A 26514-nucleotide genomic window follows, 5' to 3' on the forward strand; every position below is an offset into this window, starting at 1 on the left:
TCGACCGGTGGCCTGCCCCGGCTCGTGACGCTAGCACGCACCCCGCCCTCAAGCGCCCTGGCTGGGCGCCCAGGGAGGGGTGCTGTTCCTCCGGCCGTGTCGCGGGCTGTGCAGGGAGTGTCGGGAGACAGTGTCGGGAGACACGGCCGACACAGCCCGCACAGCTCCGCCGGGTCAGGAGACCCGGGTCAGCTTTGCGCCGAAGCCCGGCTCGGTGAGGTCGTTCTGGAGTGCCACCGGCACCTTCACCGCGCCGCTGTCGCCGTCGCCGACGGTCAGCGTGCCGACCTTGGTGCCCGCCTTGGCGCTGTGCGGCAGGTCCTCCGCGTCGAAGGACAGCTTCACCTTCAGCCCGGCCCAGCCGACCGCCGTGACGTCCTTGGTGACGACGACCGGGGTGTGCGTGCCGAGCTGGTCGTCCACGTACCCGACGACATCGCCCTTCTTGAGGATCTTCGCCGAGGTCAGCTTGGACTGCGCGCCCAGCATCGCGGTCTTGCTGACGTTGTTGACGGTGTCGATGATCGGCGCCGTGTGCTGGCCGAGGATCGCGCCGACGACGGTCACCGTCTCACCGCCGACCTCCTTGGTGGCGGCGAACAACAGATTGCCGCCGGCCTTGGTGGTGGTGCCGGTCTTGATGCCGATCGCGCCGTTGTAGGGGACCAGACGGTTGTAGTTCTGCCAGACCTGGCCGGACGGGTCCTTCCAGCTCGGCAGCTTGGTGATGTCGGTGAGCGCGGGGATCTTCACCAGCGCGTTGCCCAGCTTCACCTGGTCCTCGGCCGTCGAGACGGTCGTCTCGATCAGGCCGGAAGGGTCGGTGTACGTCGTGTTCGTCATCCCCAGTTCCTTGGCGGTGGCGTTCATCTTCTTGACGAACGCCGCCTCGGAACCCGCGTCCCAGCGCGCCAGCAGACGCGCGATGTTGTTCGCGGACGGGATCATGATGGCGGACAGGGCGTCCTTCTCGGTGAGCTTGTCACCCGTCTTGACGGTGTTGAGCGTGGACTCGCCGTCCTTGTCGTAACCGCCCTCCTTCTCCGCCTTGGCGTCCACCGTGATGGCAGGGCCGTTCGCACCCGACTTCATCGGGTGGTCCTTCAGCACGATGTACGCGGTCATCGCCTTGGCGACCGACCCGATGGCGACCGGCGTCGTCTTGCCGAAGCTGCTCATCGTGCCGATGCCGTCGACGTCCATCCAGCCCTGGCCCTCGTTCGGCCACGGCAGCGACACCTTGGCGCCGTCGAACGTGTACGAGTCGTCGGCGGTGAGCGCGAGGGACGGGGTGGGCAGCGGGCGTACGGCCTGCACGATCGCAAAGGCGACCGCGAGCAGGAGGACCAGCGGGGTCCAGATCTTGACCCGCCGCAGCAGCGTGCGCAGCGGGCTCGGCGGGGGCGGCGGTGTGTTCGTCAGCTCGGCGAGCAGATCCAGCGGCGGCTTCGGCGGAAGCGGCTGCTGGGTGGTGCGCTCGGCCGGGGGCAGGACGCCGGGCCCGCCGGGGGTGCGCGCCGGAGGGGCGGTGGGCTCGTCGAGGGGCTTCAGCGCGACGAACCGGCTGGTGCGCTCGGGGTCGTGGGCGGGGGGTGCCGGTGGTGGCGTGGAGGGTGCGGGGGACTTCGCGGGCCGGGGCGCCTTGAGCATCGTGGTCGGCTGGTCGACCGGGGGCTTGGGCGGGCGGGGGGCCTTGAAGATGGTGGTGGGGTGGTCTACGGCTGCCGGTGGGGTGGGTTTGGCAGCGGGCGTGGGCGTGGGCGCGGGCTTGCCCTTGGGCTCGGGTTCCCCCTCGTCCTCGTCCTCGGCTTCGTCGGCTGCCGGCTCGGCGTCCGTCGGCTCGGCGTCCGTCGGTTCGGGTTCGGGGTCGGGCGTGGCGTCGGAGGGCTCGTCTCCGTCCGTGCCGGAGGCTTCGTCGGCCGCCTCAGGCTCCTCGGCGGCCTCAGGGGCCTCGTCGGTATCCTCGGCCCGCTCGGCCGCGGACTCGCTGCTGTCGGAGTCCTTGGAGTCGCCGGCGTCGTCAGCGTCGTTGTTCGCCGCCGCGGTCTCCTCCTCGGCCTTCCCCGGGTCTACGGCCCTGTCGGCGTCCTCCGCCTCCTTGCCGCCCCCGGAGCCGCCCCCGGAGCCGCCCTCGGCGTCGCCCTCGGTGTCGTCCTCGGGGCCGCCCTCGGCGTCGTCACCGCTCCCGGTCTTCGCGCCGTTGCGTGCGGCGGCGTCCTCCGCCGTGACGACCCAGGAGTCCACGGCGGCCCGCCGGGCGTCGCCGCCGGAGTTGCCCGCAGCCTCGCCGGTGTCGCCCTCAGCCTCGTCGGAGTCGTCCGCGGGCCCGTCGGAGGCGTCGTCGCCGTCCTCCGTGGCCTCGTCGGCCCCCTCCGGCGCCGTAGCGTCCTCGGAGCCCTCCGACCCCTCCGACTCCTCCGAGGCGGTCTCCTCGGCCTCCGGAGCCTCTTCGTCGTCCGTCACCGGCTCCTGTACGTCCCGTACATCCCGCACCGAGAGCACTTTGGTCGCCGTGTCCACGCCACCGCGTTTCGGTGCCGCGGATTCCTGGGCGACGGCCAGACGAGGGTCACGCGCCTCGCTCCTGGCCTCCGGAACCGGACTTGCGCTCCCCGACGTCGGTTCTTCCGACGACTCGCGCTGCTTCGACCTGTCGGGGGACTCGCCCGCCACCGATGCCTCCTCCATGCGCCGCACGCCCTCGGTGTGCGCGTACCGAACCAACCGCTTACCACCGCCCGGACACCGCATCCACAGCGCTGTCCGAACCATGTACCAGTGTCCTGTGTGCGGGCTTAACCTCTGTGGTAGACGAGAACGACATACCTGCCGGTTCCCTTACGAAGCGGTCACGCACCCTCGACAGACCAATGTGAGAGGGGTCACCCTGTCTTTCATCCACGCGGGGAGGCATGGATGGGCAGGAGCCGCAGAACACTTCCGGAAGAGCTTCTGCTGCTGGCACTGGACCCGACCACGGGTACCACTGCGCAGCCGCAGTCGCTCGACCTCGGTCTGGCCGGAGCACAGCTAGTAGAGCTGGCGTTGGCCGGACGGATAGCCCCAGACGGGGATCGTATCGCCGTGGTGGCACCACGGCCGACTGGAGATCCGACTTTGGACTGCGCGTTGGAGTTGCTGCGAAGGCGCGGCGCTCCGGTGCGGGCGGTTCACTGGATCGGCGGACCCCGGCTGGGGTTGCGCCAGACGTATCTCGCGCATCTGGAGCGGTGCGGCATGGTGGCCGCCGTACCCGGTCAGATGTGCGGGGTGCTGCCGACGATCCGTTACCAGGCGACGGACACCGCCATCAGCCGGGAGATCCGGTCCCGGCTGGATTCCGCGATCCGCACCGGCGTGCCGCCGGACCCGCGGACCGCGGCGCTCGCCGCGCTGGCGCACGCGGTCGGCCTCGGCAAGCATCTGTATCCCGGCAACGAGGGACGCTCGTCACGTTCCCGGCTGCGGGATCTGATCAGGCACGACCCCATGGGCGGCCTGGTGGCGCACGCCGTGATGGACGTTCAGAACGGTGCGGCCGTCCAGCCGCGCCGCAACCAGCCCGGACCTGGAGCCGGGACCGTGCCGGAACCCGCTCGTGGTGTCCCGATGCAGCCGCGCCGGGGCTCGATGGTGCGTGCCGCGGTCCACTGAGTGCCCGGCAGCAAAGCCGTACATCTGCGCAACCGTAAAAACAGCCGCACCTGAGTCCCCGGACCCGGTACGGGAGCCGCTGGTCCGAGCGGGGCGATGAAGCCGTAGGAATACGGTCTCCCATCGCCCCGCTCGGCTGTGCGGAAGCCGTGTGGAAGCCGTGTAGAAGCCGCCGGTGAAGGCGCTGACCGCGCTGACCGGCCCGCGGTCGGTGGGGGATGGCGGGGGACGGCCCTGAACTGATGTGTGTACACCGCATATCCACCGTTTGGCAGCGGTAGAAAGCACCTTGGTGGCAATCTGCTCAACAGCAGATACGCAAAGTAGAAGTAAGCAGGCCGGAGGTGCACGTCCCGTGGCGTCCAATGTCAATCCCACCGTCAGGCGACGCCGGTTGGGCCAGGAGTTGCGCAGGCTCCGCGAGCTCAGGGGCATGACGGCCGAAGAGGTGGCCGAGCGGCTGCTGGTGTCGCAGTCGAAGATCAGCCGGCTGGAGAACGGCCGGCGCAGCATCAGCCAGCGCGATGTGCGTGATCTGTGCGGGGTGTACGAGGTCGAGGACCAGCGGGTCGTGGACTCGCTGATGGAGATGGCCCGGGACTCGCGCCAGCAGGGCTGGTGGCATGCGTTCGGTGACATCCCGTACAGCGTGTACATCGGTCTGGAGACCGACGCCGAGTCGCTGCGGGTCTACGAGCCCCAGATCGTCACCGGTCTGCTCCAGACCCGGGCGTACGCGGAGGCGCTGGTGCACGGCGCGCTGCCGGAGACCTCACCGGCGGACATCGAGAAGCGGGTGCAGGTGCGGCTGCGCCGTCAGGAACGGATCGCCGCCGAGCACAATCCGCTGCGGCTGTGGGTGGTCCTGGACGAGTCGGCGCTGCGCCGGATCGTGGGCAGCAAGACGGTCATGCGGGAGCAGTTGGAGTATCTGCTGGACATGGCGCGGCTGCCCCATGTGACCGTGCAGGTGCTGCCGTTCGAGGTGGGCGCGCACCCGGGGCTGAACGGCCAGTACGCGATCCTGGAGTTCGCGGACGCGGCGGACTCCAGCGTGGTGTACCTGGAGGGCGTCACCAGCGATCTGTATCTGGAGAAGGCGCACGACGTGCAGAGATACGCGGTGATGTACGAGCATCTGCGCGCCCAGTCCCTGAATGTGGACCAGTCACGCCAGTACATCGCGGACGTGGCCAAGGAGTATGCCCGCTGAGCCGTGCTCCGGCTGTGCGCTCCGGCTGTTCGCAGGGCATAAGTGGCTTGGGCGGCGCGGATCTTACACCGCTGGAACCTTTGGCCGTAAGTCTCCAATGGAATATGCCATCCGGATGAGTGAACGACTACTCCAGGAGGGGCTGTTGGCGAGTAGCTTCGATCAGGCCAACTGGTCGAAGCGGTTGGCGCAAATCGCACCAACCACCGCTCCCAAGCGGTGACTCGGTACCACAGCAACGTGCAACAGGAGTGAACATGGCAGTTCGGCAGGGCGCCACGGCGACGTGGACGAAGTCCTCCTACTCCGCAGGGAACGGCGCGTGCGTCGAGGTCAAGTCGCCCACCGCGACCCTCGCCGTCCGTGACTCCAAGGTCACCGCGGGCCCCGTCCTGTCCTTCCCCGCCGAGGCGTGGAACGCCTTCGTGGCGTCGGTCAAGGCGTAACGACAACCGAGCAAGACCCAGCAGTACCCACAGCAGTACCCACAGCAGTACCCACGTAGTACCCGTGCGCGAGCACGGTCCCGGAGCCCTCTCGACCAGTCCGCCGTCCTAGCCGAGAGGGCACCTTTCTGTCTGTCGGGACTCAGCCCAGTTGGGCCTCGATGGCGGCGACGAGTTCGTCCGCCTCGGGCTCGGTCTGCGGCGAGAACCGTCCTACGACGCTCCCGTCCCGCCCGATGAGGAACTTCTCGAAGTTCCAGCGGATGTCGCCGCTGTGCCCCTCCGCGTCCGCGAAGCCGGTCAGCCGCTCGTAGAGCGCGTGCCGTCCCTCCCCGTTGACCTCGACCTTCTCCGTGAGCGGGAAGGTCACGCCGTAGGTCGCGGAGCAGAACTCGGCGATCTCCTCGGCGCTGCCCGGCTCCTGGCCGAGGAACTGGTTGCAGGGCACCCCGAGCACCGTGAACCCCTGCCCGGCGTACCGCTCCTGAAGCTTCTCCAGCCCGGTGTACTGCGGGGTGAGCCCGCACTTGGAGGCCACGTTCACGATGAGCACGGCCTTGTCGGCGTACTGGGCGAGGTCCGCGGAGCCCCCGCGGAGGGCCCCGATCTCGACATCGAGCACGGATCCGTTGTCGTCAGCAGTCGTCATGAACGGATGCTAACTCTGGTGACCGCGCGCCCCGTTGCAGGGGTGCTGAAGCGAGGACGTGGGTCCGGGCATGCGACGGTGCCGGGCCGATGACGGCCCGGCACCGTCGCACGGTGCCCGGCGGACGCTACCCGAGGGCGTCGTCGCGCTTGACCACGCACAGGGCCCAGATGATGAAGCCCGACATCGCGATCATCACGACGGACCAGACCGGGTAGTACGGCAGCGAGAGGAAGTTGGCGACGATGACGAGTGCTGCGATGCCCACGCCGCCGACGCGTGCCCATGTCGCGGTCGAGAACAGCCCGAGGCTGACGATCACGCCGACGGCACCCAGAATGAGGTGCACCCAGCCCCAGCCGGTCAGATCGAACCGGAACACGTACTCGCGGGTCGTGACGAAGATGTCGTCCTCGGCGATGGCCATGATGCCCCGGAAGACGGCGAGCACGCCGACGAGGAAGAGCATCACGGCCGCGAATGCCGTCAGGCCGGTCGCCCATTCCTGCCTCGCCGTGTGTGCCGGACGGGTGGGTGTCGCGGTCATCTTGTGCCTCGTTTCATGTTGTCCGGATGCTCAGCTGTGGGGGGTGGGGGAGGTCGAGGCGGTGGGGGTGGTGGACCCGGAGGACGCCGCCGTGCCCTGGCCGCTCAGGACCATCTCCTTGGCCCTGCGGAACTCCTCGTCCGTGATGTCGCCGCGGGTGCGCATCTCGGACAGCTTGGCGAGGTCGTCCGCCTGGGACCGGCCGCCGGCCGCGGCCTCCCTGACGTAGGCGTTGAACTGCTCCTGCTGGGTACGGGCCTGCGCCTGTTCCCGGTGGCCCATGTCCTTGCCGCGGGCTATCACGTAGACGAACACGCCCAGGAAAGGCAGGACGATGCAGAACACCAGCCAGCCGGTCTTGCCCCAGCCGCTCATCTCGTTGTCACGGAAGATGTCGACGATGACCCGGAAGAGCAGAACGAACCACATGATCCACAGGAAGAACCAGAGCATGGTCCAGAAGGCGCCCAGCAGCGGGAAGTCGTACGCCAGGTAGATGTGCTCGCTCATGTCCGTCCTCCGTTACAGGCTCTCGCCCGGCATCGGTTCTGTGCTGTTCTTCAGCGTTCCCACGGCAAGCCCTGGCGACCTCACCCGGCACGGGTGATCGTGCGGGCGGCCCGTACCTCGCCGGGGGACACGTCGCCCCGCCCCGCATGGCAGGTCCCGCGTCCTCTCAAGTCGCCGCCTCCTCCGCCTGCTCAGGGGGCGGACCCGCGGCGGCGGCGAGGATCGCCAGAATGATCAGCACGACCAGGACCAGACCGACGATCAGCGCCACCACACCCACCGTGGGCGTGTTCCAGAGCAGCAGCGCCAGGACTCCCGCCGCGATGACGCCACCGGTGGTCCACGCCCGGTGACCGTCCAGCCAGCGCCCCACGGTCCCGGTGCGCAGCCCTGCTTCCTCGATCGCGTTGCCGGCGGCCGTCGTGCCCCGGTCCGACGTCGCACGGACGAATCGGGCGACCCGTCCGGGACCGAACAGGTATGCGGCCAGCGCCGTGATCACGAAGACGACCAGAAGGGTGCGGGTGCTGTTGCGCAGGAAGCGGATGAAGGTGTCGTAGATCGCCGCGGCGGCGTCGGGAGGCAGCGTGCCGGACGGCACCGAGTCCAGATAGATCCGCCGTGCCACGGCCAGCCCGACGAGCAGCACGATCATCATCACGCCCATGCCGATGGCCGCGATCATCAGCATGAGGCGGTGGGACGGAGCGGTCCACACGGCGAGCGCGGCGAATGCCACGGCGATCACCGGCAGCCAGGCGCCCATGATGTCCAGCAGCCGCATGGCGTCCTGGGCCCTGCTGAGCTGCTTGGCCTTGAACAGGGTGATCGTCTTGTCGGTGTTCGGGATGGCGGCGGCCTTGCTGAAGCCCGCGTCGACGAGGCGCGTCCGTACCTGGTCGACGATCTGTCCCACGTCCAGTTGGATGTTCTCGCCCTTGGCGCTCACGACGCCGCCGCCCTCGTCCGTGAGCACCTTCATCACCGCCGCGTGCGCCCGGCGGTTGGCGCCCTCCCACACCTGCTGGAAGGCGTTGCTGGTGATCACGCGGGTGACGACGCGGTCGACGGCGGTCCTGACCGCGGAGGTCAGCGGACCCGTGAGGGCGTCGGCCCCGGCCACGACACGGGGCGGTGCCCCGCGGTCCTTGAGCGTCTTGGCGAGGGCGTCCGTGATCGACTTGACGTCCACTTGCGCGACCACGTGGTTGGTGATCCGGGTGATGATGACGTTCTGCACTGCGGGGTCGGACGCCAGCGGCGCCACGGTCGCCACATAACGGTCGGTGTCGGTGACCGTCTTCTCGACCCACGCCGCGACGACGGCGACCGGGGCCAGCAGCAGGGCCAGCAGCAGGAGGATCGAGGCGCCGACGTTGCGCAGCCGCCGGTGCCGTACCGACGCGTGCCGGCGCAGCCGCTCGTACTCCTCGTGCTCCGAGGCGCTCAGGGTACGGCCGTCGTCCCCGTTGCCGGGGTGTCCTGATGCTCCGGAGTCCTCGGGGTCCGGTGAGGCCGGGGTCGATGCGGGGTTCATGGGGGCTCCCCTCGTACGTGTGTGCCGGGCCTGTCGTGGCCGGCGGCGCTCCGGATGGCGGGCCGGTACGAGCGTGTGAGCGTGTCGGTGCGGGAGGCCCGGCCGGCACCGCCGATCCGCGGGGTCTCGCCCTGCGGCCGGGCGTCAGGCGGTCTCGGCGGGGCCGTGCGGGCCCGTGATGCCCGCCCTGTGCAGCGCGGCCCGCCAGGCGAGGGCGACCCCCGCCTCGGCGAGGCCGAGCAGGACGAGCCACAGGCCGAGCAGCCGGGTCAGGGCCCGGGCCGACTGGGCGGGCAGGGCGAGCACCACGATCCCCGCGACGATCGCCAGCGCCGCGAAGCCCATGACCGCACCGCGGTGCGGCAGGTCCTTGTCGGCGACGGCCGTGTAGAGGGTGAGGACGCCGGACACCAGCCAGACGGCGCCGACGATCGCCGAGAGCGCGGCGATGGTCTGCAGCGGATTCCGCAGTGCGAGCAGCCCGGCCAGGATGAACAGCACGGCCAGGAGCAGCGCCACGAGACGTTCGCCGTGCTCCCTCCGGCCGAAGACGGCCACGAACCGGAACGCGCCGGTCACCAGCAGGTACAGACCGAGGAGGACCGCCACGACGTGCAGGGTCGCGTCCGGCCAGACCAGCAGCAGGACACCCGGCACCAGCGTCGCGACCGCAGAGCCCAGGATCCAGGTCCAGGAACGGCCGAGGCGCCCCAGCAGGTCCGCGATGTCGTCCGGCGGAGCGGGGCCCGCCCCGGGGGCCCCGGGTTCCGGTCCGGTGGGCGGTGCGGGACCACGCGATGCTGTCATGGCTCCTCCTCGCGTGATCGGGCAAGTCGTTCCCGGACCGCCGGGGTGGCGTACGGGGACCTGACCGGTCCAGCGTCCAGGCTGCCCGCGATCGCTGGGTCACCCCCGACGGGTGATCCGACTCCACCGCCGCCGGGGTGGGCTGGGATCGGAGGCGCCCGCCGACCCACGGCGGGCCGAAACCCCCGCCCCGGAACGGACCGACGAGCCGGAACGGACCGACGGAGACAGGCAGGACCGACGGACCGGAGCGGACCGATCGATCGGAACGGACCGACGGAGACAGGCAGGACATGACGGATCGGAACGGATCGACAGGTCGGCACGGATCGACGGATCGGCACGGATCGACGGACCGGAACGGAACCGGGAGACAGGCAGGACATGAGCGATCCCACGGCTGTCGGCCCGGACCGCGACCGGTCCGGGCCGGACGCGCACGGGCCGCGTCGGCAGCCCCGTCCCGGCCGGCGGGCGGTGGCCGAGGTCGTCGGCCGCGCGGTGCTGATCTCCGCCGGACTCGTCACCGCCTACTACCTGCTGCCCTACGACGAGCGGACCTCGGCCGGTGCCTGGACGCTGCTGGTTCTCGGACTGACGGCGGTGGTGCTGGTGTTCCTGTGGGAGATCCGGATCATCGTGCACTCGCCGTACCCGCGCCTGAAGGCCGTCGAGGTACTGGCCACCACGCTCGTGCTGTTCCTGGTGCTCTTCGCCGCCGTCTACGAACTGCTGGACCACTCCACCCCGGAGACCTTCAGCGAGCGGCTGACCAGGACGGACGCCTTGTACTTCACGCTGACCACCTTCAGCACCGTCGGTTACGGCGACATCACCGCGCGCACCGAGGCGGGGCGTGTGGTGGTGATGGCGCAGATGACCGTGGGGCTGCTGCTCGTGGGAGTCGCCGTACGGGTGCTGGTGAGCGCGGTCGAGGAGGGACTGCGCCGCCGGCAACCTGAGCCGCCGGAACAGCCGGAGGCCGCGACAGACACCAGGACCCCGGACCGGGAGGCCGAGTCATGACCAAGGGGAACGACTTCACCATCACCCTGTCGCCGTCGGAACGGGCGGCATACGGCAGACAGGCACGCACCCGCGTGTCACGCGGAAGCCACGGCACGTTCGAGCCGGGCAAGGAGCGGTTCGACCCCGTCGAGGTGATCGAGAGTCAGTCGGCGACCCGGGTCCAGGAGCTGGTCCCGGTCCGCTACGGCCGCATGCTCGAATCGCCGTTCCGCTTCTATCGCGGCGCGGCGGCCATCATGGCGGCAGACCTGGGTTCCGCCCCGGACACCGGGCTGCGGGTCCAGCTCTGCGGGGACGCCCACCCGCTGAATTTCCGGCTGCTCGCCTCGCCGGAGCGACGGCTGGTCTTCGACATCAACGACTTCGACGAGACCCACCCCGGCCCGTTCGAATGGGACGTCAAACGGCTCGCCGCCGGATTCGTCATCGCGGGCCGTGCGAACGGCTTCTCGGTCAAGGAACAGGACACGCTCGTCCAGACCTGCGTCAAGGGCTACCGGGAGCGGATGCACTCCTTCGCCGGGATGCAGACCCTGGACATCTGGTACGCCCAGGACGACGCCGCCCACGTCGACGAGCTGCTGTCCTCGTCGTCGATCGACAAGGCGGACCGGCGCCGCAGCGTCGAGGCGGCGGAGAAGGCCCGTACCCGGACGTCCGAGCGCGCCTTCGCCAAACTCACCACGGTGACCCCCGAGGGACGGCGCATCGCCGCGGACCCGCCGCTGATCACCCCGCTCGACCAGTTGGTGGACCACTCCGCGGAAGGGCGTGAGACGGAGCTCCGGAACCTCCTGGACACGTACTCCCGGTCCCTGTCCTCCGAACGCCGGCATCTGCTGCGGCACTACCGGCTGGTGGACCTGGCCCGGAAGGTGGTCGGCGTCGGCAGCGTCGGCACCCGCTGCTGGGTCGTGTTCCTGCTCGGCAGGGACGACGACGATCCGCTGCTGCTCCAGGCCAAGGAGGCCGGGGAGTCGGTGCTGGCCGCCCACACCGGCGGCGACGAGTACGACAACCAGGGGCGCCGGGTGGTGGCCGGGCAGCGTCTGATCCAGACCACCAGCGACATCTTCCTCGGCTGGACGCACCAGGTGGGCCTCGACGGGAAGCCACGGGACTTCTATGTGCGCCAGCTCTGGGACTGGAAGGGCATCGCACGGCCGGAGACCATGGGGCCGCACATGCTCACCCTCTTCGCCCGGCTGTGCGGCGCCTCACTGGCACGGGCCCACGCCCGTTCCGGAGACCCCATCGCCATCGCCTCGTACCTGGGCGGCAACGACCGCTTCGACCGCGCGCTCGTCGACTTCGGCCAGGCCTACGCCGACCAGAACGAGCGGGACTTCCAGGCACTGGAGGCGGCGCGCCGCTCGGGGCGGGTCACGGCGGAGAGCCTCTGAGGGACAGGAGAGCCTCTGAGGGACAAAGGGGACGCTTCGGTGTTCTGGTGCTTCAGTGCTTCAGGGCGATCTTGAAGGAGATGATCAGGAGACCGAGGAGCAGGTTGACCGAGGCGGTGCCGGCGACGAGAGGCCATGAGGCACCGGCCCTGCGCGCCGCCGCCACCGCCCACCCGACCTGCCCGGCCACCGCGACATAGACCGCCAGCCAGCCGGCGCCCTCGACGTCCAGCCCCAGCAGCGGGCTGACCGCCACAGCGACGGCCGGCGGGACGGCGGCCGTGACGATCGGCCACTCGTCGCGGCACACATGCAGCACGGTCCGGCGGTCCAGCCGGCCGTGCTGCGCCAGTCGTTCCCCGAAGAGCTGGGCGTGCACATGCGCGACCCAGAACACCAGGCCGGTGAGCAACAGCAGCAGCACCAGCTCGGTGCGCGGGAAGTCCCCCAGCGTTCCGGCGCCGACCACCACGGAGGTCGCGAGCACGGAGCCGTAGACGCCGGCCGTGTAGTCGGTATGGGCCCCGCGCTCGGCGTGGTCGGCCTCGGCTGCGGTGTTTCCGGTCGTCCTGGACACCGGTGCCTCCTCCGTCGACTCAGACCGTCGATCCGGCCGATCCATGAGGCTCTGAAGCGGGCGAGCCGACCGGGCAGCGGCAGGCGTACGCCCGGCCGCCGGTCCCATCACATCGGGGGGACCGGCGGCCGCACCTCACCCGTCACGGGGGAGGGCGGGGAGGGCGGGGGAGGGGGGACGGCGGCATCGCCTCCTTCCGCAGCCGCCTGGCGGGAAGGTCAGGGCAGCAGGCCGAAGCCGAGCAGCACGGCCGCCTCGACGCGCACCGTGCCGGGCGCGAAGACACCGTCGGTCTCGGGATCGCCTCCGAGGCGACCCCCATGACTGCGCAGCCCGACCGATTCCGGGTCGACGTCCTGGATGTGCACGACAGGGCCGAGCCTGACACCGCAGGCATCTGCGTAGACCTCAGCCTTGCGACGTGCGGCCCCGACTGCCCGGCGGCGGGCCTCGTCCCGCAGCGCGGGCTTGTCGAGCACGTCGAAGTGCACGTCGTCGACTCGGTTCGCACCGGCCTCGACGGCGTCCTCTATCAGAAGTTCGAGCCGGTCAAGGGCTTGGGTCTGCACGGTGTACGTCGCCTCGCAGCGATAGCCCAGGAACGTCCGGTCCGCGCCGTAGCCCTTGAACTCCGACTGGAGGGCGAGGCGTGATCCGGATACGTCGGAGTCGGCTATCCCATGATCTCGCAGCACCGTCCGCAGTCTGGCAACGGCTGCACCAGCCTGTGCAAAGGCATCCTTGGGCGTCGGCGCCAGGAGGTCGACCGCGAGCTTCACCTGGGCGAGCCGGGGCTCCGCCGAGACGTTTCCCGCACCGAGCACACTGAGCCCCCAGGGCTCCTTGATCTCTGTCATCCGAGGATCGAATCAGCAACACCCCACCGCCGCAACAGACTTGAAAACCACCGTGGCTCAAGCACAACGGAGCAGGGAGGGCGCGCCGCGCATCGCAGACAGCCCGCGAGCGGGTGTGCTCGCGGGCCGTTCGGCTGACCGGCGACGTGGGGTCGGCGAGATGGCCTTCCGCTGTCGACGGTTGACGTGTCAGAAGGTGCCGGGCACCGAGATGGAGATGCCGTTACCGGTGTCAGTGACGAGGATGTCGCTGAACTGCACCGTCATCGGGGGGCTGCACGAAGGCTTGAACGTGGCTGTCACCGTCACCGTGAAGTTGGCCTTGCCGTTCTGCACGGGGAACTGTCCTCCACCGGCGACAGCCTGCTTGTTGGCGGCGTTGGGGCCTTGGCCACCGGGGTTGATGCATGCGGCGTTGGCGGTCACCTGAATATTGACGGTCTGTTGATTGCCGAGTCCGGCCTCCTTCCCGGAGACCGTGAGGCTGTTGCCCGACCGGGTGGCAGTCGGCGTACCTACGAAGTGCGCGCTGACGGCCGAGGCGGTGGGGGCGAGGAAGGCGATGAGGCCGACGAGGGCCATGGGGATGAGAAACAGTACGCGTCGCATGACATTCCACCTTGTGGTGAGCGCGCGGAGTGGGGGGTGTGCATAGGGGCGCAGGTGGGGCTTCCTGCTGCCCGCGGGAAGAGGGGACGAGCCGCTCTGCGCGGTAGGGGCGTAGGCGCCCAGCTCCCCATTTTCGAGACAATACCCCACTCATAGGACCTCGCAAGCTGAGGCAAAACGTAATCAATTGTGCCGTCAACCATTGAAGGGTCGAATCTGGAGAGCTCACCAAGGAATGTGAGATGCAGCGCGCTTGGAGATGAGTATCTGCGCCCATGCGGCAAAACCGTCCCCGGCATGAGGATCGTGCAGGTCTCACATGGAAAGGAACGAAGGTGAATCCCCATACGTACGCGGCACTTTACGGCCCCCATCAGCCGACAGAGCGACCCCGCCGGGGTCAGGTGGCCGTTGCCGTACTGGCAGGCCTGCTGTGGGTGGTCACTCTCGCGTCGCTTGCGTGGCTGACGTTTCTCGTGAGTATGGCGGCGGTCTGGGCAACTGCCGACGGCCAACCTGCCGAGGGCTTCGTGCTGCGGTTCGTCCTGACCGTCGTAGGCGCTGCGGCCACACTGGCCGCTCTGGCCCGGTCACCCGGCATCCGCCGTCTGGAGCCGGCGGCTCGTCTGCTCCTTCTGGGTGCCCTGGCGTGCCCTGTGCCCGCAGTTCTCGCGATCTGCGCCTGGGTCCAAGTGGGCTGACAGCTCCCACTCCGAGAACCCCATGACGCCAAAGCCGCGCGGCGCCCCTGCCACGCCGCGCGGCGCCCCACCAGTACCGGTCAGTACAGGGCCTTGTAGCTCTGCGTGCCGGTGGCGATCCTCACTCGCGGCGCGAACGAGCCGTTTCCGTAGCCGGTCTGGCGGTAGAGGTTGCCGGCGGTGTCCCGGGCGACGATGTCCGCCTTGCCGTCGCCGGTGATGTCACCTACGCCGACGACCGCGTCGTACGAGCTGCCCCAGCCGGTGAACAGCCGGACGCGGGACGCGAAGGTGCCCTTTCCGGTGCCGTAGTAGCGGTAGAGGTTGTTGGACCTGTCCTGGGCGATCAGGTCGCCGATGCCGTCGCCGTTGAGGTCGCCGACACCGACGACCTTCTTGTACGTCTTCCAGTCGCCGTACAGCTTCACGCGCGCGGACAGCGTTCCGGTGCTGGTGCTCCTGTACAGGTAGACCGCGCCGGTCGAGGCGTTGCGGGCGATCAGGTCGGCCCGTCCGTCGCCGCTGATGTCGCCGGGCGAGGTCAGCACGTTGTACTGGGTCCAGCCGCCGGCCCCGAGCGTCGTGTACGGCGTGGTGGGCTTGAGCGCCGCGCCGCAGCCCGGCTTGTACAGGCGCAGGGCACCGCTGCTCAGCCGCACCAGCACGTCGTTGCACCGGTCTCCGTTCAGGTCTCCGAACGGAATCGCGGTGATCGAGGCCGGCCAGCCCGAGCCCGCCGTCTTCGTCGTGAACTTCCCGCCGTCGCCCTGGTGGAAGGTGAGTGCGCCCGCGGGGGTGAGCGTGACGAGGTCACCGATGCCGTCGGACCCGACCTGGTCGCGCCGCACGGCGGCACCACCGGTCAGCTTCAACGAGCCGGACGCCGTCGCCGACGTGCCCTGCCCGTCTGCCGGGGCCACCGTCAGAGTCCAGGTGTACGTGCCGTTCGGCACATACGCGCCCGTCGACGTCCTGCCGTTCCAGGACGCCTGGACCGCGTCGTGTGCGGCACCGCCGGACATGGTGCGCACAGTGGCGCCGGTCGCCTTGTTCCTGAGCACCAGCGTCCACGACGCCGCCGGCTTCGACAGCCACCATGTGCCGTCCCACGGGGCCGAGCTCAGCCCGCTGACCGAGGAGTCCGTCTCCGCCCCGAGGACCGCGATGTCCGTGGCGGGCGTACCGCTCCGTACGACGTGGATGTCCTGGGAGGCGGGGTCCACATAACCGATCAGGCCGGTGTACGGATCGACGTCCCATCTCCCGCTCTTGGCGGCCAGGGACCGGCTCACCGCGGAGCCGCTTCTGACATCCGTGAGGGTCAGCGCCCCGGAGCTGGAGTCACGCGCGACCAGGAAGCCGTCTCCCAGCCGGTTCTCTCCCCCGGCCGGAGCGGTGATGAGCGTCTTCTTGCGGGTGTCGTAGACGACGGCCTTCGGCACGCTCCCCTGGGCCTGGGGAAGATCGCACCAGCCGGACCAGTACACCCAGCGCCCCACCGCCTGGAGATTCCCCGCATGGCAGGTGCTGCCCACCTGGAACGACGTGATCGCCTTGCCCGACCGCACCTCCGTGGCGGTCACACCACCGCCGGTGGACCCTTTCCACAGCGTTTCCCCCCACAGGGCGGTGGGGCCCGCGGCGGCTGAGCCTGTACGGGTGAGCACGGTCTTCCGAGTGTCCAGATCTGTCACCGTCAGGCCGTCTCCCGCGGGCGTGGGTCCCCGCCAGCTCGCATACCGGCCCTCGACGTCCACGAGACCGTTGCTGTCGCCGAGGCCGGAGGCCAGTACGGTGCCGGGGAGGGACTGACCCCGGTCCAGGACGTGGAGTTCCCCGTCCCAGGTCCGGTAGACCGCCCGCCCGTCACCGGTACCCCGGAGGTCGGGGCAGTCCCCGTAGTCCCCGGCCATGACCCCGCACCTCGCGGTCCGTCCCCGGTCCGTGCGCGTGCCGGCCGTCAGGGTCCCCTGCGTGACCAGCGAGCGGCTGAACAGGTGCGTCGCCCCGTCGCCGGACTCGTAGGTCATCAGCTCACCGCCGCTCAGATCGAGCGACTCGATCCCCATCGGCACGGCCGGAAGGTCCACGATGCGGTGCATCCGGGGCAGACCGTCGCCGCCCGCCTCGATCTTGGCGATGCCGTAGTCCACGGAGGACTCCCCGCCGGCGAGGACCAGGCCGCCGTCGGGGGTGACCAGGGCTTCTGGGTCCGCCCGCTTGGCCAGGGGCAGTTCCGCGGAGCCGTCGAAGGGCAGCGCGGACACACTCCAGACGGAGGAGTCGTCGCGCCGCGCGACGACGAGTGCGTCACCGGCGACGCCGAGGATCTTGCGCGCGGAGCTGCGGGGGAACGAAACCTCGTGCGTGGGAGTGTCGTAGGCACCCTTGGCGTACACCCGCACCCGGGACGTGGTGTACCAACTGGCCAGGTAATCGGAGCCCACCACGGAGTCCGTGTTGGCCACCGTCGACGGCAGGATCGTGGCGGCGCCGGTCTCCGGATCCACCATGGCGTGGTGGAGGACCCGGTCCGGGCCGTAGAAGTTGACGAGGATGCCGGACGCGGCACCCGTGGGGAAGAACGGGAAGACCGTCCCGTCCGGGAATCCGGTGACGGGCACCTGCACCGTGCTGCCGTTCTCGTCGTGCAGCAGGAACAGCCGATTCCGTTCGCCGCCTGTCGAAGTGCCGGTCAGGACGGTGCGACCGTACGTCTGCATATAGCTCTGGTCCGCCGGGATCGCCACGGTCTCCGTGGCACCGGTCCCCATGTCCCGGAGCACGACCTGCCCACCACTGCTCTGGGACGGGCGGAGGGCGACGACGTCCGAACCGGTGCCGTACGAACCCGGAGTGCGCGGCCCGAGTCCCTTGCCTCCCTCCACCGGCTTGCGGCTGCCGTCGTAGCCGGTCCACCAGAGGCCGGAGCCCTCGGCGGTGGAACGGTACTCGAGGAAGCCGGAGGCCCCCGCGCTCTGCAGATCCGCCGTGCGCGGAGTCGTGCGCACGGTCGCCGGAACGATGAGCTCCGCCGCGGGCTCTGCGTGTGCGGTCGTAGCCCCCACCAGCGGCACAGCGGACACCGAAAGCGCCAACCCGGTGACGGCGGCAAGGGAGCCACGCACGAAGGCACGACGAGTCACTTGCTTCTTCCCCCCTCACACTGCGGAGGGCCCCACCCCCCCGAACAAGTGCGCGGATTCTAGCAGTTGGGCCGCAGCCGCCGCAGCCGCCACTGCCGCCATTGCCGCCACGAGACCGAGCAGGACAGGCCCCTCATACCCGCGTACGGGGTCTACGCCGAAAGCCGCCCCCTACCCGCAAGCTGGTCACAATCCCCGGCTGCTGCGCCCGTAACGGTGGTGCAGCGCACGCAGTTGGGACAGCTGCCTCTCGAAATCCGTCGCGTCGTCGACACCGACCCATGGCACCGGCAGCGGGACCATGGAGCCGTCGAGCAGCCTGGCCGCGACCCGCAGTTGTGGACCTTGTTCGGCACCGGCCACCCGCAGATCCTCCAAGCAGACGATCTCGTCCCATCTCAGCCGCCGCCACCGCAGCACCGTGCGGAACCGCAGCCCGTCCGGGCCCGCCTCCACCCGTCGCCTGAACATCCCGAGCGCAGTCGAGACGACCGCCACGCCCGCCAACCCGGAAAAGATCCCCCAGTCCTGGGCATCCGGAACACCGCGGCGTGCCGCAACCCCCGCCGCAACCGCGAACAGCGCCACCCCCGCGATCCACCAGCGTACGGACTTCCCCTGCCATCGTAACGACAACTCAGCATGACTCTCCACCCACGTGATCTTGCCACCGGCCATGCTCAACCGGTAGGCCACGGAGCTGACATCAGACGTGGTTGAGACACGTGAGCAGCACGGCATCAGAGGGCCCGTCGGGCTGACAGGTCAGCCGTCCCACCGCTTCGGATCACCTGGGACCGTCCGAATCCAGGAGCGGAGTTTCCAGCAGACGACGACGGGTCCTACCAGCATCGAAAGCGTCCACAGACCCACGCTGGCAGGGGAGATGATGTAGTACTCCCACCGTTCCGGAAGCAGTGCCGGAAGCATGATCGCCAGCACGAGAACAAGCCACGTGCCCATCACGGTGAGCACGGCTTTGGACACGATCACGGCCGTCCGCATCGAATCCCCCCATCTTCGATGTTCTCCCTGTCCGCAGGCTACGCCGAGATGTCGAGGTCTAGTTGACGTAGTCGATGCGGGTGGTGGTCGAGGAGGCTCCGGCGGACCACACCTCCCACGGGGACGTCTTGTATTCGGTGTTGCCCGAGTGGAAGTTCCACAAGCTGAGCATGGCGGACGGCCGCCCCTCAGTCCGCGTCCTCCCATACGGCTTGCAGATCCTCACATCGGACGGTGATCGACGCGTCGGTGAGTGCGATCTCGTGCAGACAACCGCCGTCCTCGTTGGGGAGGATCTCGTCGAGGAGCACGGTGTCGACACTCATCCAGTCGATCGAGTGTTCGTAGTCGATGGAGAACCGCTGACGGTTCGGGAATCCGCCGCCGAAACAGGCGCCCGCCGGTGGCTGGAGAAGCACCCATCGGGAACATGACGACGTGCGCGCCCTCGCCACCCACACCTGCGGCCCCGGCTGTGCGGCGCACCCTAAGAGTCGAGGGGCACCCACTGACGCACACCTTGGCCGTTCGTGCCGTACCAGTAGTGGGGCAGGCCCTTGATGCCACTGGTGCGGAACGGGCGGCCGTGGTCGTCGATGCGGACCGTGCCGGTGCGGCCCTGGGAGGACCAGTCGAGTTCCAGGTACCAGTTGCAGTCGTAGGCCTCGGTCGTGGCGGTGACCAGCAGCACCTCGGGGTCCTCGGCGGAGACTCGGTAGGGGAACTGCACGGCGGGGGAGAGCTTTTCGCCGTCGTTGCCGGGGCGCGCGTGGGCGATCGGGCGGTTGACGTCCAGGTTCACGGAGAAGTCACGGGGCCTCAGACCGCCGCCGCAGCCCTGGTCCATGGCGTAGGCGTTGCCGGTGACCGGGGTGCCGCGGCTGACGATCCGGACCCGGAGGGCCTCCAGGACCACGGCCGTGGACGACTTCCCCTGCACCGAGATCTGCACCATCGTCTGCCGCCCGTGCACCGCCCTCTGCGTCGCCGCCCACACCCCGGCGTCCTGCTGCACCGGCGGCGGGGGCACCTGGGACGGCTCCTTCTCGATGACGTAGTCGTGCCCGCAACCGCCGTCCCAGATCTGCGAGTCGGCGGTCCAGGCGAGCGGCACACCGGTCGGCACGGGAGCGCCGCTCTTCGCGTCCGCCGACGGTCCGCCCTTCGGCTCGGGGCTCCCCGGAGCCCGTACTCCTGTGGAGGGCGAGGCCGACGAACGGCTGGGGGAGGGGCTGGCCGTGGTGACCGAGGGGTGGTGTGACGTACCGGTTCCGGTTCCTGTCGTTCGGGACTGACCGGTGGCCTTGGCGGAGTTGTCGTGAGACCGGTCGGCCGTCAGCGCCGACACACTGGCCAGCGTCACCAGCAGCACGGTCGCCGCGGCGCCGACGAAGGTGCGGCGACGGCGGCGACGGCGGTACCAGGGCTGTCCGGTCGAGCGGGCCGCATCCCACTGGGCCGTCGGCTCGGGACTGCCCGGTCCGGGAGCGTCGGGAGCGGGCAGCCCGGCGTCGGGTGCGCCCGCGTCGAGTCGCGGCGGTGCACCGCTCGTGCCGCCCCCGCCGGCCACGCTGCCCGCAACGCCGCCCGCACCCTGGGCCGTCCGGCTGCCAGGGCCCGAAGCTCGCTTGGCCCCTGTCGGTTCCAGCACCCCCTCGGTCTTGGTCGGTTCCGCTGCGTCCTCGGCCCTTGTCGGCTGCACCGCCCCTTCACCGGCCCTCGGCCGCTGTCGTGCCGTCACCGCGAGCAGCCACAGCCGGTGCAGTTCGAGGCGTTCGTCCTGTGTCGCCCCGCAGAAGGCGGCCAGACGCTCGATCGGGGCGTAGTCCTGCGGGACCGCCTCACCCGCGCAGTAGCGGTGCAGCGTGGAGGTGTTCATGTTGAGGCGCCGGGCCAGGGAGCCGTAGCTCCGGTCCGTGCGGTCCTTCAGCCGGCGCAGCAGCGCCGCGAACTGCTCGACGTCGTCCCCGCTCGACACCGTTCCCCGTCCTCCCGCGTATCCCCGTATCCCGCCTGTCCGCGTATCTCACGTGCCCTGTGTCCCACGTGTCCCCGTATCCCAGGCGGCCCATATATCTGCACGTCAGATGGGCTGGGATGGTTCCACCGTCGCCGGACGGGCTTCCAGCGTTGCGCCGGGCCGACGTGACGGCTGATGCTCTTGGTGTCGCACCGACCAGGCCGGACCGACCAGCCAGCGGCGGGCGACGGACCACACCCATGCACTCATCCACGGGGGACACGCATGTCCAAGCACACTCGAGCAGGCCCGCCCTTCGCACTCGCCGTCACGGGCCTCGCCCTCGGCGTGACGCTCGCCCCACCGGCGGACGTCGCGGCCAAGGCGCCCGGCTTCCTCGCGGCGGCCCATCTCCTGCCGCACCCGAGCTCGTCCTGGACGGCCGTCGAGATCACCGCTGACGTGCCGGAGGCGCTGGAGTAGGACCGCCCTCGACCAGGCTGATCTCCTGGTACACCTCCTCCCGGCATCCGTCCGCTCTCCGCCGTACGGGACGGCAGGACCGTCATGGCCGTCGACCCGGGACGGCAAGACACTCACGGCCGTCGACCGGGGCTGCTGGGCGACTTCAGGACACGTCGGCGACCTCACCGGCGGAGGCCGTCAAGAAGACGACCGTCACGGCCGTGAACAAGCTCCACCGACCGCATGACCGGGGCCAATCCTCCGCCACGGGGGTGGGGAGGGCGGCCCACCACATGCCGACAGCGCCATTCGGCGCGATTCTGCACGACTCAGAAAAACACGACTCAGAAAAAGGGGAACACACATGAGCAGCAAGACCCGCACCATTCTGACCGCGAGCCTCCTCGCCGTCGCCCTCGGCCTCGGTGCCACCGCCCAGGCCTCCGCCGGCGCCCCGCGCAGCGTCAGCGGCAAGCCGTCCGACAACATCACTCGCATCGCCGACTTCTACGGCACGTACATCGACGCGGTGCTCGACGAGGACAGCGGCCACCTCGGAAAGGCCCTGCGCAGCCACTACCTCACCCCCGCCTTCCAGAAGGACCTGGCGGCCTGGGAGAACCGGGAGCACGCCGACGGCATCCTGCGCGCCCAGAACGTCCCGCTCGCCTGGAAGGTCACCGACAACGGCACCACCCGCAACTACACGGAGGCCGTCGTCACCCTCACCTGGGGCAGCGGCCCCACCACCAAGGTGGTCGTCGACATGACCCGCGACAGCCACAGGATCTTCCGCATCGGCGAGAAGGGCGTGGGAGGCAAGTAGTCGCTCCGGTGGCAGCCGTAGCGTGAGAACTGGAACGGTCGCAGCTCGTAGGCCAAGTCGGCTTCGCGCAGCGGCCGTTCCAGCGGTTTCGTCACCTCGGCCCGGCCGGCCGGGAACCCGGGCGTGAGGATGCCGCGACGCCGGCCCATGCGGCTGGCGCCGACCCGAAGCACATCCAACCAGGAGATGCTCGGCCACTCCTCGATCACCATCACGGCCGACACGTACACGAGCCTGCTTCCCGAGACGTATCCGGCGATCGCCGGTGCCGCAGTCCGTCTCGTACCGCGCGCCCACGCGACCTTCGAGGAGCCTGCTCCCACAGCTGTGAGCGAGCCCGACGGGCGGAAGAGTCCGTGGGGCGTTCAACGCCGCAGGTCACCTCGCTCCGGCTGAAACGTGGTCCTTCGTGTGGCGGAGTGCGGTGCGCGTCGGCTTGTGTGAACAGGCCGCGCCCGATTGTCTGCGTCACGTCAGCCAACATGTCCGCTGTCAGCCAGGATGTCCGCTGGCGGGCGGCTACCCGGGGAGTTACCGTGCGCGCACCAAGCCTGTCTGTCGCGGCCGCAGCCGCTGCTCTCGTCCTGGTCCAGCCGGGTCTCGCCGTCGCGGCGGACGACCCCGCCACCACAGTCACGTACACCGTCACGTCCGGTGCGTTGACGCTGTCGGTACCAGTCAGTGCCAACCTCGGCTCCGGAGCGCCCGGCACCGCGATCAGCGGGGCGATCGGTCCCATGACCGTCACCGACGATCGCGCCCTCCTCTCGGCCAGTTGGACGGTGACCGCGGCGGAGACGGACTTCACGAGCGGTTCGTCGACGATCCCCGCCACGAGCGCTGATTACGATCCCGGGTCGATCACGACGACCGGAACCATCACCGCCACCGGAACGCCCGTGACGCTGAGCAACTCCGCGCAGACGGTGGTCACCGGGAGCGCCGGTGTCGGAGACAACACCGCGACCTGGAACCCGACCGTCACCGTTCACGTGCCCGCCGCCGCCGTCGGCGGGACCTACACCGGAACGCTGACCGAGTCCGTTGCCTGACGGAATGAAGGGTGCGCGCCGGTACGGGGTTCTCCTGCTGGTGCTGGCCTTCGTACAGGCGGCCGGGGTGATGCCGGCGGCGGGGCACGGGGCGCCCGGGGCGTCCTCGCCCCACGACCCGGCTCCGGGCAGGACCATCGGTATCAAGCTGCTCGACGCTCCGGAAAGCCGCCGTGCCGATCCCAGGGCGCAGGCCTACATCGTCGACCACGTCGCGCCCGGCTCGACCATCGAGCGGCGGGTGGAGGTCACCAACGAGTCGGCCACACCGATGCACGTCGACGTCTACGCCGCGGCGGCCACCATCGCGAAGGGCAAGTTCACCTTCGCGCCGGAGCACACCCCCGACGAGCTGACCGGCTGGACGTCACTCGATACGGCGGGCCTTGAGCTGGCGGCCTCCGAGACGGCGCGGGTACGCACCACGATCCGGGTGCCCAGGGACGCTGCCGCCGGGGAGCGATACGGCGTCATCTGGGCGCAGACGGGCACCCCCACGGACCGCTCGCACACGTTGACCATGCTGGGCCGGGTGGGCGTCCGCATGTACGTCGACGTCGGTCCCGGTGGTGAGCCACCCTCGGACTTCAAGATCGAGCGGCTCTATCCGGCCCGAGCCCGCGACGGGCGGGGGGAGGTTCGCGCCCGGATCCACAACACGGGGGGCCGTGCCCTGGACCTCAGCGGGGCAATCTCCCTCTCCGGCGGGCCGGCCGGACTGCGCGCCGGACCGTTCTCGACCCAGATGGGCACCACTCTGGCTCCGGGCGACCTTGCGGAGGCGGTCGTCCCGCTGGACGCACGGTTGCCGAACGGCCCGTGGAACGTGGCACTCACGCTCAAAAGCGGCCTGGTCGAGCGCACCGCGCGCGCCGGCCTCACCTTCCCAAGCACTCCTGGTAGCGCAGGAGCAGTCGCCGCGTCGGCCGCCCAGCAAGGGCGTTTCCCCACCCCCGCGGTCGCCGGGCTTTCAGCCCTCGTCCTCATCGCTCTGTGCCTTCTGCCCTACAAGTTCCTCCGGCGCAGCCGGTGACCACTCCCACCGAGCCCCGCCCCCGCAGCCGATCCGTTGATGCTCGCCGCGATCACCGTCGCGTCGTATACGCGAGCCCACGAACAGTTTCGTAGAGTAATTGTCTTGTCACGATGAGTATCTACAACTTGTTGTCGACGGTTGGGAAGCGGAGATGTCGGTGTTCAGGCATGGGAGAGGGCGGGCTGGAGCAAGCCGCGGCACGGGAGGTTCGGGCAGCATGTTTCGACTGTGGCTGAGGGTGCGGACCCGCAAGACGGGGGTGGTCATGATGGCCAGGCTGGCCGTCCTGGCGATCGTCCTGGCCACAGCCTGGACCGCCACGGTTCAACGCGCCTACGTCGCCCAGGTCGATGACAGGGCGGTGCCGGTGACCGACACCTTCACCACCACCGGCCTCACCAAACCTAGTGGCACCGCCACCACTGACCCCGGCAACACCGGCAGTACCGGCCTCACCTTCACAGTCGTCCCGGTCAGCCGACCCTCCCTGACCATCGCCAAGAGTCACGCGGGCACCTTCACCCGGGGTGAGGACGGCGTCTACACCATCACTGTGGGCAACGCCCCCTCGGCCGGCCCGACCAATGGCACCAGGGTCACCGTCCACGACATCCTCCCCGCAGGTCTTCGGGCCGACAGGATCACGGGCAGGGGATGGCACTGCACTCTGGTCACCCTCACCTGTACCCGCAGCGACGTCTTGCCCGCCGGGCACAGCTACCCGCCCGTCACCCTGAAGGTCGACGTCTCCTGCAACGCCCGTGCACGGGTGACCAACACCGCTACCGTCACCGGAGGCGGCGACACCACCACCCACACCGCCACCGACCCCACCAAGACCAAGTACAACGAGCACGACGGGCACGACGGGCATGACGGCGACGGGCACGACGGGGGTCATGGCCACTGCGATCGCCACGACCACTGACAACACTCAGCCCGCGTGGGCGTAGCGGAAGGCGTGCAGGTCCATGAGCCACATTGACCGCCTGCTCAGGAGGCGCCCCGGTCGTCAGTGACCGCGCTCGTTGATGTCAGCTGCAGATGTCAGAGGGGCCTCACCTACCAGAACCGGTAGGTGAGGCCCCTCTGAACTGGTGCCTCCACGACGCCGACTTCATACACGACGTCGTGGACCAGGCCGGACTACGAGGCAAGACGTGGCGTCCGCCCGGGCAGCAGGCGAAGCCGATCAGCCCCGCTGGCGGGTGGTCGACCGGCAGAGGCGTCCCCATCCCGACCAGGGCGCCGCAGAAGAGTGTGAGCGGTACCGAGCCGCAGAGCGTGAGCCGGTCGTCGAGGAGTCGTCAGCGACTTGCCCGACGCCCGATGAGCTCTGATCGAGCCGACGTTGACGGCCTGGGCAAAAAGGGGTCCTGCTCGATCGCAAGCGATGCGTTCCGGGGTCTGCGGGAACCCTGCCCGCACCTCTTTCATCAGATCGGGTGAACGTGGCTCTTCTGGGAGCCCTCCACCAGCCCACTCGTCCCGGAGCACGGTTCGGACACGGCCCAATCGTCTCACACCTGATCATTAATCATTTTTTTATTTATCAAGTTATTTTTCATCCGACCAAGCGTCATGTGCCAGACAGGAGCGAAGAACGGTGCAGCGGAAGAGCCGAGGCAGGTTGTACACGTCGGTGACGGGGACGGTCATGGTGGCCGTTGCGGTCGGCGGCTGCGGTGCGGTCGGCGGCAGCGGAACCGGTCACGCCGCCCGCACCTCGCAGGCAGCCGCACCCAAAGGCCGCGCGGGCAGCACTCCCCGCGCCGCCGGAGCCGCGGCGTGGCGCAGGTGGGGCGTGACGCCGCTGCGGGCCGCTCCGCAGCCGCCGGCCGACAAGCCGGTGAAGCTCTCCGCCACCGGAACGGTTCCGGTCCTCACCCACATACCGACCTCGCAGAAGGTCGTCTTCGTCACGGTGGACGACGGCCAGGAGAAGGATCCCGAGTTCATCAAGATGATGCGGGACCTGAAGATCCCGATCACGATGTTCCTGACGAACGACGCCATAAAGTCGGACTACGCGTACTTCAAACCGCTGCAGGCGCTGGGCAACCACGTACAGAACCACACCCTGCACCACCCCGTCATGAGTTCCCTCCCTCTGGCCCGTCAGCAGGAAGAGGTGTGCGGAGATCAGAAGACCCTCACCAAGGAGTACGGCACCGCCCCAGTGCTGTTCCGGCCGCCTTACGGCGCGTACAACAGCAACACCAAGACCGCGGTGGGGAAGTGCGGGCCCCGTGCGATCGTGTGGTGGCGCGAGTCCATGCAGATCCGCAACATGCAGTACCAGACGGCAGACAAGAAGTTGCGCGACGGCGACATAATACTCGCCCACTTTCGCGGGCCCTCCGAGCTCAAGGGCCATACGATGACGCAGATGTTCGCCAGCCTGCTCCGGCGCATCCAGGAGCAGGGGTTCGCCGTGGCACGCCTGGAGGACTACATCCAGTCACCGGCCGGCTGAATCCCGGGA

The 26514-nt window shown here is 69.4% G+C and carries 26 protein-coding genes; 12 read left to right on the forward strand and 14 right to left on the reverse strand.

Annotated elements, in window-relative coordinates; genetic code table 11:
* Positions 1-174: 174 nt before the first annotated feature.
* Complete coding sequence (locus ACSYGN_RS23040; RefSeq protein WP_460403669.1) at positions 175-2688, reverse strand: D-alanyl-D-alanine carboxypeptidase family protein; 2514 nt, start codon at positions 2686-2688, stop codon at positions 175-177.
* A gap of 228 nt (positions 2689-2916) precedes the next feature.
* Here ACSYGN_RS23040 and ACSYGN_RS23045 point away from each other — a divergent pair, with 228 nt between their 5' ends.
* The 3 genes from ACSYGN_RS23045 (at position 2917) to ACSYGN_RS23055 (ending at position 5313) form a co-directional block, all read left to right on the forward strand.
* Positions 2917-3654, forward strand: a complete 738-nt coding sequence (locus ACSYGN_RS23045) for a GOLPH3/VPS74 family protein (RefSeq protein ID WP_460398559.1) — start codon at positions 2917-2919, stop codon at positions 3652-3654.
* Between the two features lie 355 nt (positions 3655-4009).
* Entirely contained in the window at positions 4010-4867 is an 858-nt protein-coding gene (locus tag ACSYGN_RS23050) for a helix-turn-helix domain-containing protein (protein ID WP_460398561.1), read from the forward strand.
* Positions 4868-5124: 257 nt separating this feature from the next.
* Positions 5125-5313: a DUF397 domain-containing protein gene (locus ACSYGN_RS23055; RefSeq protein WP_460398563.1), complete on the forward strand. Its 189-nt coding sequence runs from the start codon at positions 5125-5127 to the stop codon at positions 5311-5313.
* Between the two features lie 142 nt (positions 5314-5455).
* Here the strand turns inward: ACSYGN_RS23055 and ACSYGN_RS23060 are convergent, their stop codons facing one another.
* The 5 genes from ACSYGN_RS23060 to ACSYGN_RS23080 form a co-directional block, all read right to left on the reverse strand.
* Positions 5456-5962, reverse strand: coding sequence for a glutathione peroxidase (locus ACSYGN_RS23060; protein ID WP_460398565.1), 507 nt, complete (start codon positions 5960-5962; stop codon positions 5456-5458).
* A gap of 127 nt (positions 5963-6089) precedes the next feature.
* A complete protein-coding gene (locus tag ACSYGN_RS23065) occupies positions 6090-6509 on the reverse strand; it encodes a DUF7144 family membrane protein (RefSeq protein WP_460398568.1) in 420 nt (139 codons plus the stop codon).
* A gap of 30 nt (positions 6510-6539) precedes the next feature.
* Positions 6540-7019, reverse strand: coding sequence for an SHOCT domain-containing protein (locus tag ACSYGN_RS23070; protein ID WP_460398570.1), 480 nt, complete (start codon positions 7017-7019; stop codon positions 6540-6542).
* 166 nt (positions 7020-7185) lie between these two features.
* Positions 7186-8556, reverse strand: coding sequence for a hypothetical protein (locus tag ACSYGN_RS23075; protein ID WP_460398572.1), 1371 nt, complete (start codon positions 8554-8556; stop codon positions 7186-7188).
* A 144-nt stretch (positions 8557-8700) separates the two neighbouring features.
* A complete protein-coding gene (locus ACSYGN_RS23080; protein WP_460398574.1) occupies positions 8701-9363 on the reverse strand; it encodes an HdeD family acid-resistance protein in 663 nt (220 codons plus the stop codon).
* Positions 9364-9747: 384 nt separating this feature from the next.
* On the opposite strand from ACSYGN_RS23080, the gene ACSYGN_RS23085 reads away from it, so the two are divergent.
* Positions 9748-10389, forward strand: coding sequence for a potassium channel family protein (locus tag ACSYGN_RS23085; protein WP_460398576.1), 642 nt, complete (start codon positions 9748-9750; stop codon positions 10387-10389).
* A complete protein-coding gene (locus ACSYGN_RS23090; protein WP_460398578.1) occupies positions 10386-11795 on the forward strand; it encodes a DUF2252 domain-containing protein in 1410 nt (469 codons plus the stop codon). Before ACSYGN_RS23085 ends, ACSYGN_RS23090 begins: the two co-directional genes overlap by 4 nt.
* Positions 11796-11847: 52 nt before the next feature.
* Here the strand turns inward: ACSYGN_RS23090 and ACSYGN_RS23095 are convergent, their stop codons facing one another.
* The 8 genes from ACSYGN_RS23095 to ACSYGN_RS23130 all read right to left on the reverse strand — a co-directional run bounded on the left by ACSYGN_RS23095 (position 11848) and on the right by ACSYGN_RS23130 (position 20668).
* Positions 11848-12417, reverse strand: coding sequence for a hypothetical protein (locus ACSYGN_RS23095; RefSeq protein ID WP_460398580.1), 570 nt, complete (start codon positions 12415-12417; stop codon positions 11848-11850).
* A 173-nt stretch (positions 12418-12590) separates the two neighbouring features.
* Positions 12591-13229: an SIMPL domain-containing protein gene (locus tag ACSYGN_RS23100; RefSeq protein WP_460398582.1), complete on the reverse strand. Its 639-nt coding sequence runs from the start codon at positions 13227-13229 to the stop codon at positions 12591-12593.
* 189 nt (positions 13230-13418) lie between these two features.
* Positions 13419-13838, reverse strand: a complete 420-nt coding sequence (locus ACSYGN_RS23105; RefSeq protein ID WP_460398584.1) for a hypothetical protein — start codon at positions 13836-13838, stop codon at positions 13419-13421.
* 781 nt (positions 13839-14619) lie between these two features.
* Positions 14620-17685, reverse strand: a complete 3066-nt coding sequence (locus tag ACSYGN_RS23110; protein WP_460398586.1) for an FG-GAP-like repeat-containing protein — start codon at positions 17683-17685, stop codon at positions 14620-14622.
* Positions 17686-17871: 186 nt separating this feature from the next.
* Positions 17872-18339, reverse strand: coding sequence for a PH domain-containing protein (locus tag ACSYGN_RS23115; RefSeq protein ID WP_460398588.1), 468 nt, complete (start codon positions 18337-18339; stop codon positions 17872-17874).
* Between the two features lie 111 nt (positions 18340-18450).
* On the reverse strand, positions 18451-18690 hold the full coding sequence (locus ACSYGN_RS23120; protein WP_460398590.1) for a hypothetical protein: 240 nt from the start codon (positions 18688-18690) through the stop codon (positions 18451-18453).
* Between the two features lie 188 nt (positions 18691-18878).
* The gene (locus ACSYGN_RS23125) at positions 18879-19109 is read right to left on the reverse strand and encodes a hypothetical protein (protein WP_460398592.1); all 231 of its coding nucleotides are present in this window, start codon (positions 19107-19109) and stop codon (positions 18879-18881) included.
* Between the two features lie 68 nt (positions 19110-19177).
* Positions 19178-20668 (reverse strand): helix-turn-helix domain-containing protein, encoded by a 1491-nt coding sequence (locus ACSYGN_RS23130; RefSeq protein ID WP_460398594.1) that lies wholly within the window; start codon positions 20666-20668, stop codon positions 19178-19180.
* A 267-nt stretch (positions 20669-20935) separates the two neighbouring features.
* Between ACSYGN_RS23130 and ACSYGN_RS23135 the strand changes: the two genes are divergently transcribed.
* From ACSYGN_RS23135 to ACSYGN_RS23165, 7 genes are all read left to right on the forward strand, one after another.
* The gene (locus ACSYGN_RS23135; protein ID WP_460398596.1) at positions 20936-21133 is read left to right on the forward strand and encodes a hypothetical protein; all 198 of its coding nucleotides are present in this window, start codon (positions 20936-20938) and stop codon (positions 21131-21133) included.
* Between the two features lie 346 nt (positions 21134-21479).
* Positions 21480-21941 carry a hypothetical protein gene (locus ACSYGN_RS23140; protein ID WP_460398598.1) on the forward strand — a complete coding sequence of 154 codons (462 nt, stop codon included), beginning with the start codon at positions 21480-21482 and terminating at the stop codon, positions 21939-21941.
* A gap of 123 nt (positions 21942-22064) precedes the next feature.
* Entirely contained in the window at positions 22065-22337 is a 273-nt protein-coding gene (locus ACSYGN_RS23145; protein WP_460398600.1) for a hypothetical protein, read from the forward strand.
* Between the two features lie 140 nt (positions 22338-22477).
* The gene (locus ACSYGN_RS23150) at positions 22478-22993 is read left to right on the forward strand and encodes a hypothetical protein (RefSeq protein ID WP_460398602.1); all 516 of its coding nucleotides are present in this window, start codon (positions 22478-22480) and stop codon (positions 22991-22993) included.
* Positions 22994-22997: 4 nt separating this feature from the next.
* A complete protein-coding gene (locus ACSYGN_RS23155) occupies positions 22998-24026 on the forward strand; it encodes a COG1361 family protein (protein ID WP_460398603.1) in 1029 nt (342 codons plus the stop codon).
* A gap of 220 nt (positions 24027-24246) precedes the next feature.
* Positions 24247-24957 carry a hypothetical protein gene (locus ACSYGN_RS23160; RefSeq protein WP_460398604.1) on the forward strand — a complete coding sequence of 237 codons (711 nt, stop codon included), beginning with the start codon at positions 24247-24249 and terminating at the stop codon, positions 24955-24957.
* Positions 24958-25686: 729 nt separating this feature from the next.
* On the forward strand, positions 25687-26505 hold the full coding sequence (locus ACSYGN_RS23165; RefSeq protein ID WP_460398606.1) for a polysaccharide deacetylase family protein: 819 nt from the start codon (positions 25687-25689) through the stop codon (positions 26503-26505).
* The last annotated feature ends 9 nt before the right edge of the window (positions 26506-26514 follow it).

The sequence above is a fragment of the Streptomyces sp. YIM S03343 genome, from assembly GCF_054729195.1.

Coding starts and splice junctions, on each gene's coding strand:
- ACSYGN_RS23070 (WP_460398570.1), bottom strand. CDS start 7,019: ATGAGCGAGCACATCTACCTGGCGTACGACTTCCCGCTGCTGGGCGCC.
- ACSYGN_RS23045 (WP_460398559.1), top strand. CDS start 2,917: ATGGGCAGGAGCCGCAGAACACTTCCGGAAGAGCTTCTGCTGCTGGCA.
- ACSYGN_RS23085 (WP_460398576.1), top strand. CDS start 9,748: ATGAGCGATCCCACGGCTGTCGGCCCGGACCGCGACCGGTCCGGGCCG.
- ACSYGN_RS23040 (WP_460403669.1), bottom strand. CDS start 2,688: ATGGAGGAGGCATCGGTGGCGGGCGAGTCCCCCGACAGGTCGAAGCAG.
- ACSYGN_RS23160 (WP_460398604.1), top strand. CDS start 24,247: ATGTTTCGACTGTGGCTGAGGGTGCGGACCCGCAAGACGGGGGTGGTC.
- ACSYGN_RS23120 (WP_460398590.1), bottom strand. CDS start 18,690: ATGCGGACGGCCGTGATCGTGTCCAAAGCCGTGCTCACCGTGATGGGC.
- ACSYGN_RS23100 (WP_460398582.1), bottom strand. CDS start 13,229: ATGACAGAGATCAAGGAGCCCTGGGGGCTCAGTGTGCTCGGTGCGGGA.
- ACSYGN_RS23095 (WP_460398580.1), bottom strand. CDS start 12,417: ATGGATCGGCCGGATCGACGGTCTGAGTCGACGGAGGAGGCACCGGTG.
- ACSYGN_RS23135 (WP_460398596.1), top strand. CDS start 20,936: ATGTCCAAGCACACTCGAGCAGGCCCGCCCTTCGCACTCGCCGTCACG.
- ACSYGN_RS23140 (WP_460398598.1), top strand. CDS start 21,480: ATGAGCAGCAAGACCCGCACCATTCTGACCGCGAGCCTCCTCGCCGTC.
- ACSYGN_RS23075 (WP_460398572.1), bottom strand. CDS start 8,556: ATGAACCCCGCATCGACCCCGGCCTCACCGGACCCCGAGGACTCCGGA.
- ACSYGN_RS23080 (WP_460398574.1), bottom strand. CDS start 9,363: ATGACAGCATCGCGTGGTCCCGCACCGCCCACCGGACCGGAACCCGGG.
- ACSYGN_RS23065 (WP_460398568.1), bottom strand. CDS start 6,509: ATGACCGCGACACCCACCCGTCCGGCACACACGGCGAGGCAGGAATGG.
- ACSYGN_RS23055 (WP_460398563.1), top strand. CDS start 5,125: ATGGCAGTTCGGCAGGGCGCCACGGCGACGTGGACGAAGTCCTCCTAC.
- ACSYGN_RS23155 (WP_460398603.1), top strand. CDS start 22,998: ATGAAGGGTGCGCGCCGGTACGGGGTTCTCCTGCTGGTGCTGGCCTTC.
- ACSYGN_RS23060 (WP_460398565.1), bottom strand. CDS start 5,962: ATGACGACTGCTGACGACAACGGATCCGTGCTCGATGTCGAGATCGGG.
- ACSYGN_RS23090 (WP_460398578.1), top strand. CDS start 10,386: ATGACCAAGGGGAACGACTTCACCATCACCCTGTCGCCGTCGGAACGG.
- ACSYGN_RS23165 (WP_460398606.1), top strand. CDS start 25,687: ATGGTGGCCGTTGCGGTCGGCGGCTGCGGTGCGGTCGGCGGCAGCGGA.
- ACSYGN_RS23105 (WP_460398584.1), bottom strand. CDS start 13,838: ATGCGACGCGTACTGTTTCTCATCCCCATGGCCCTCGTCGGCCTCATC.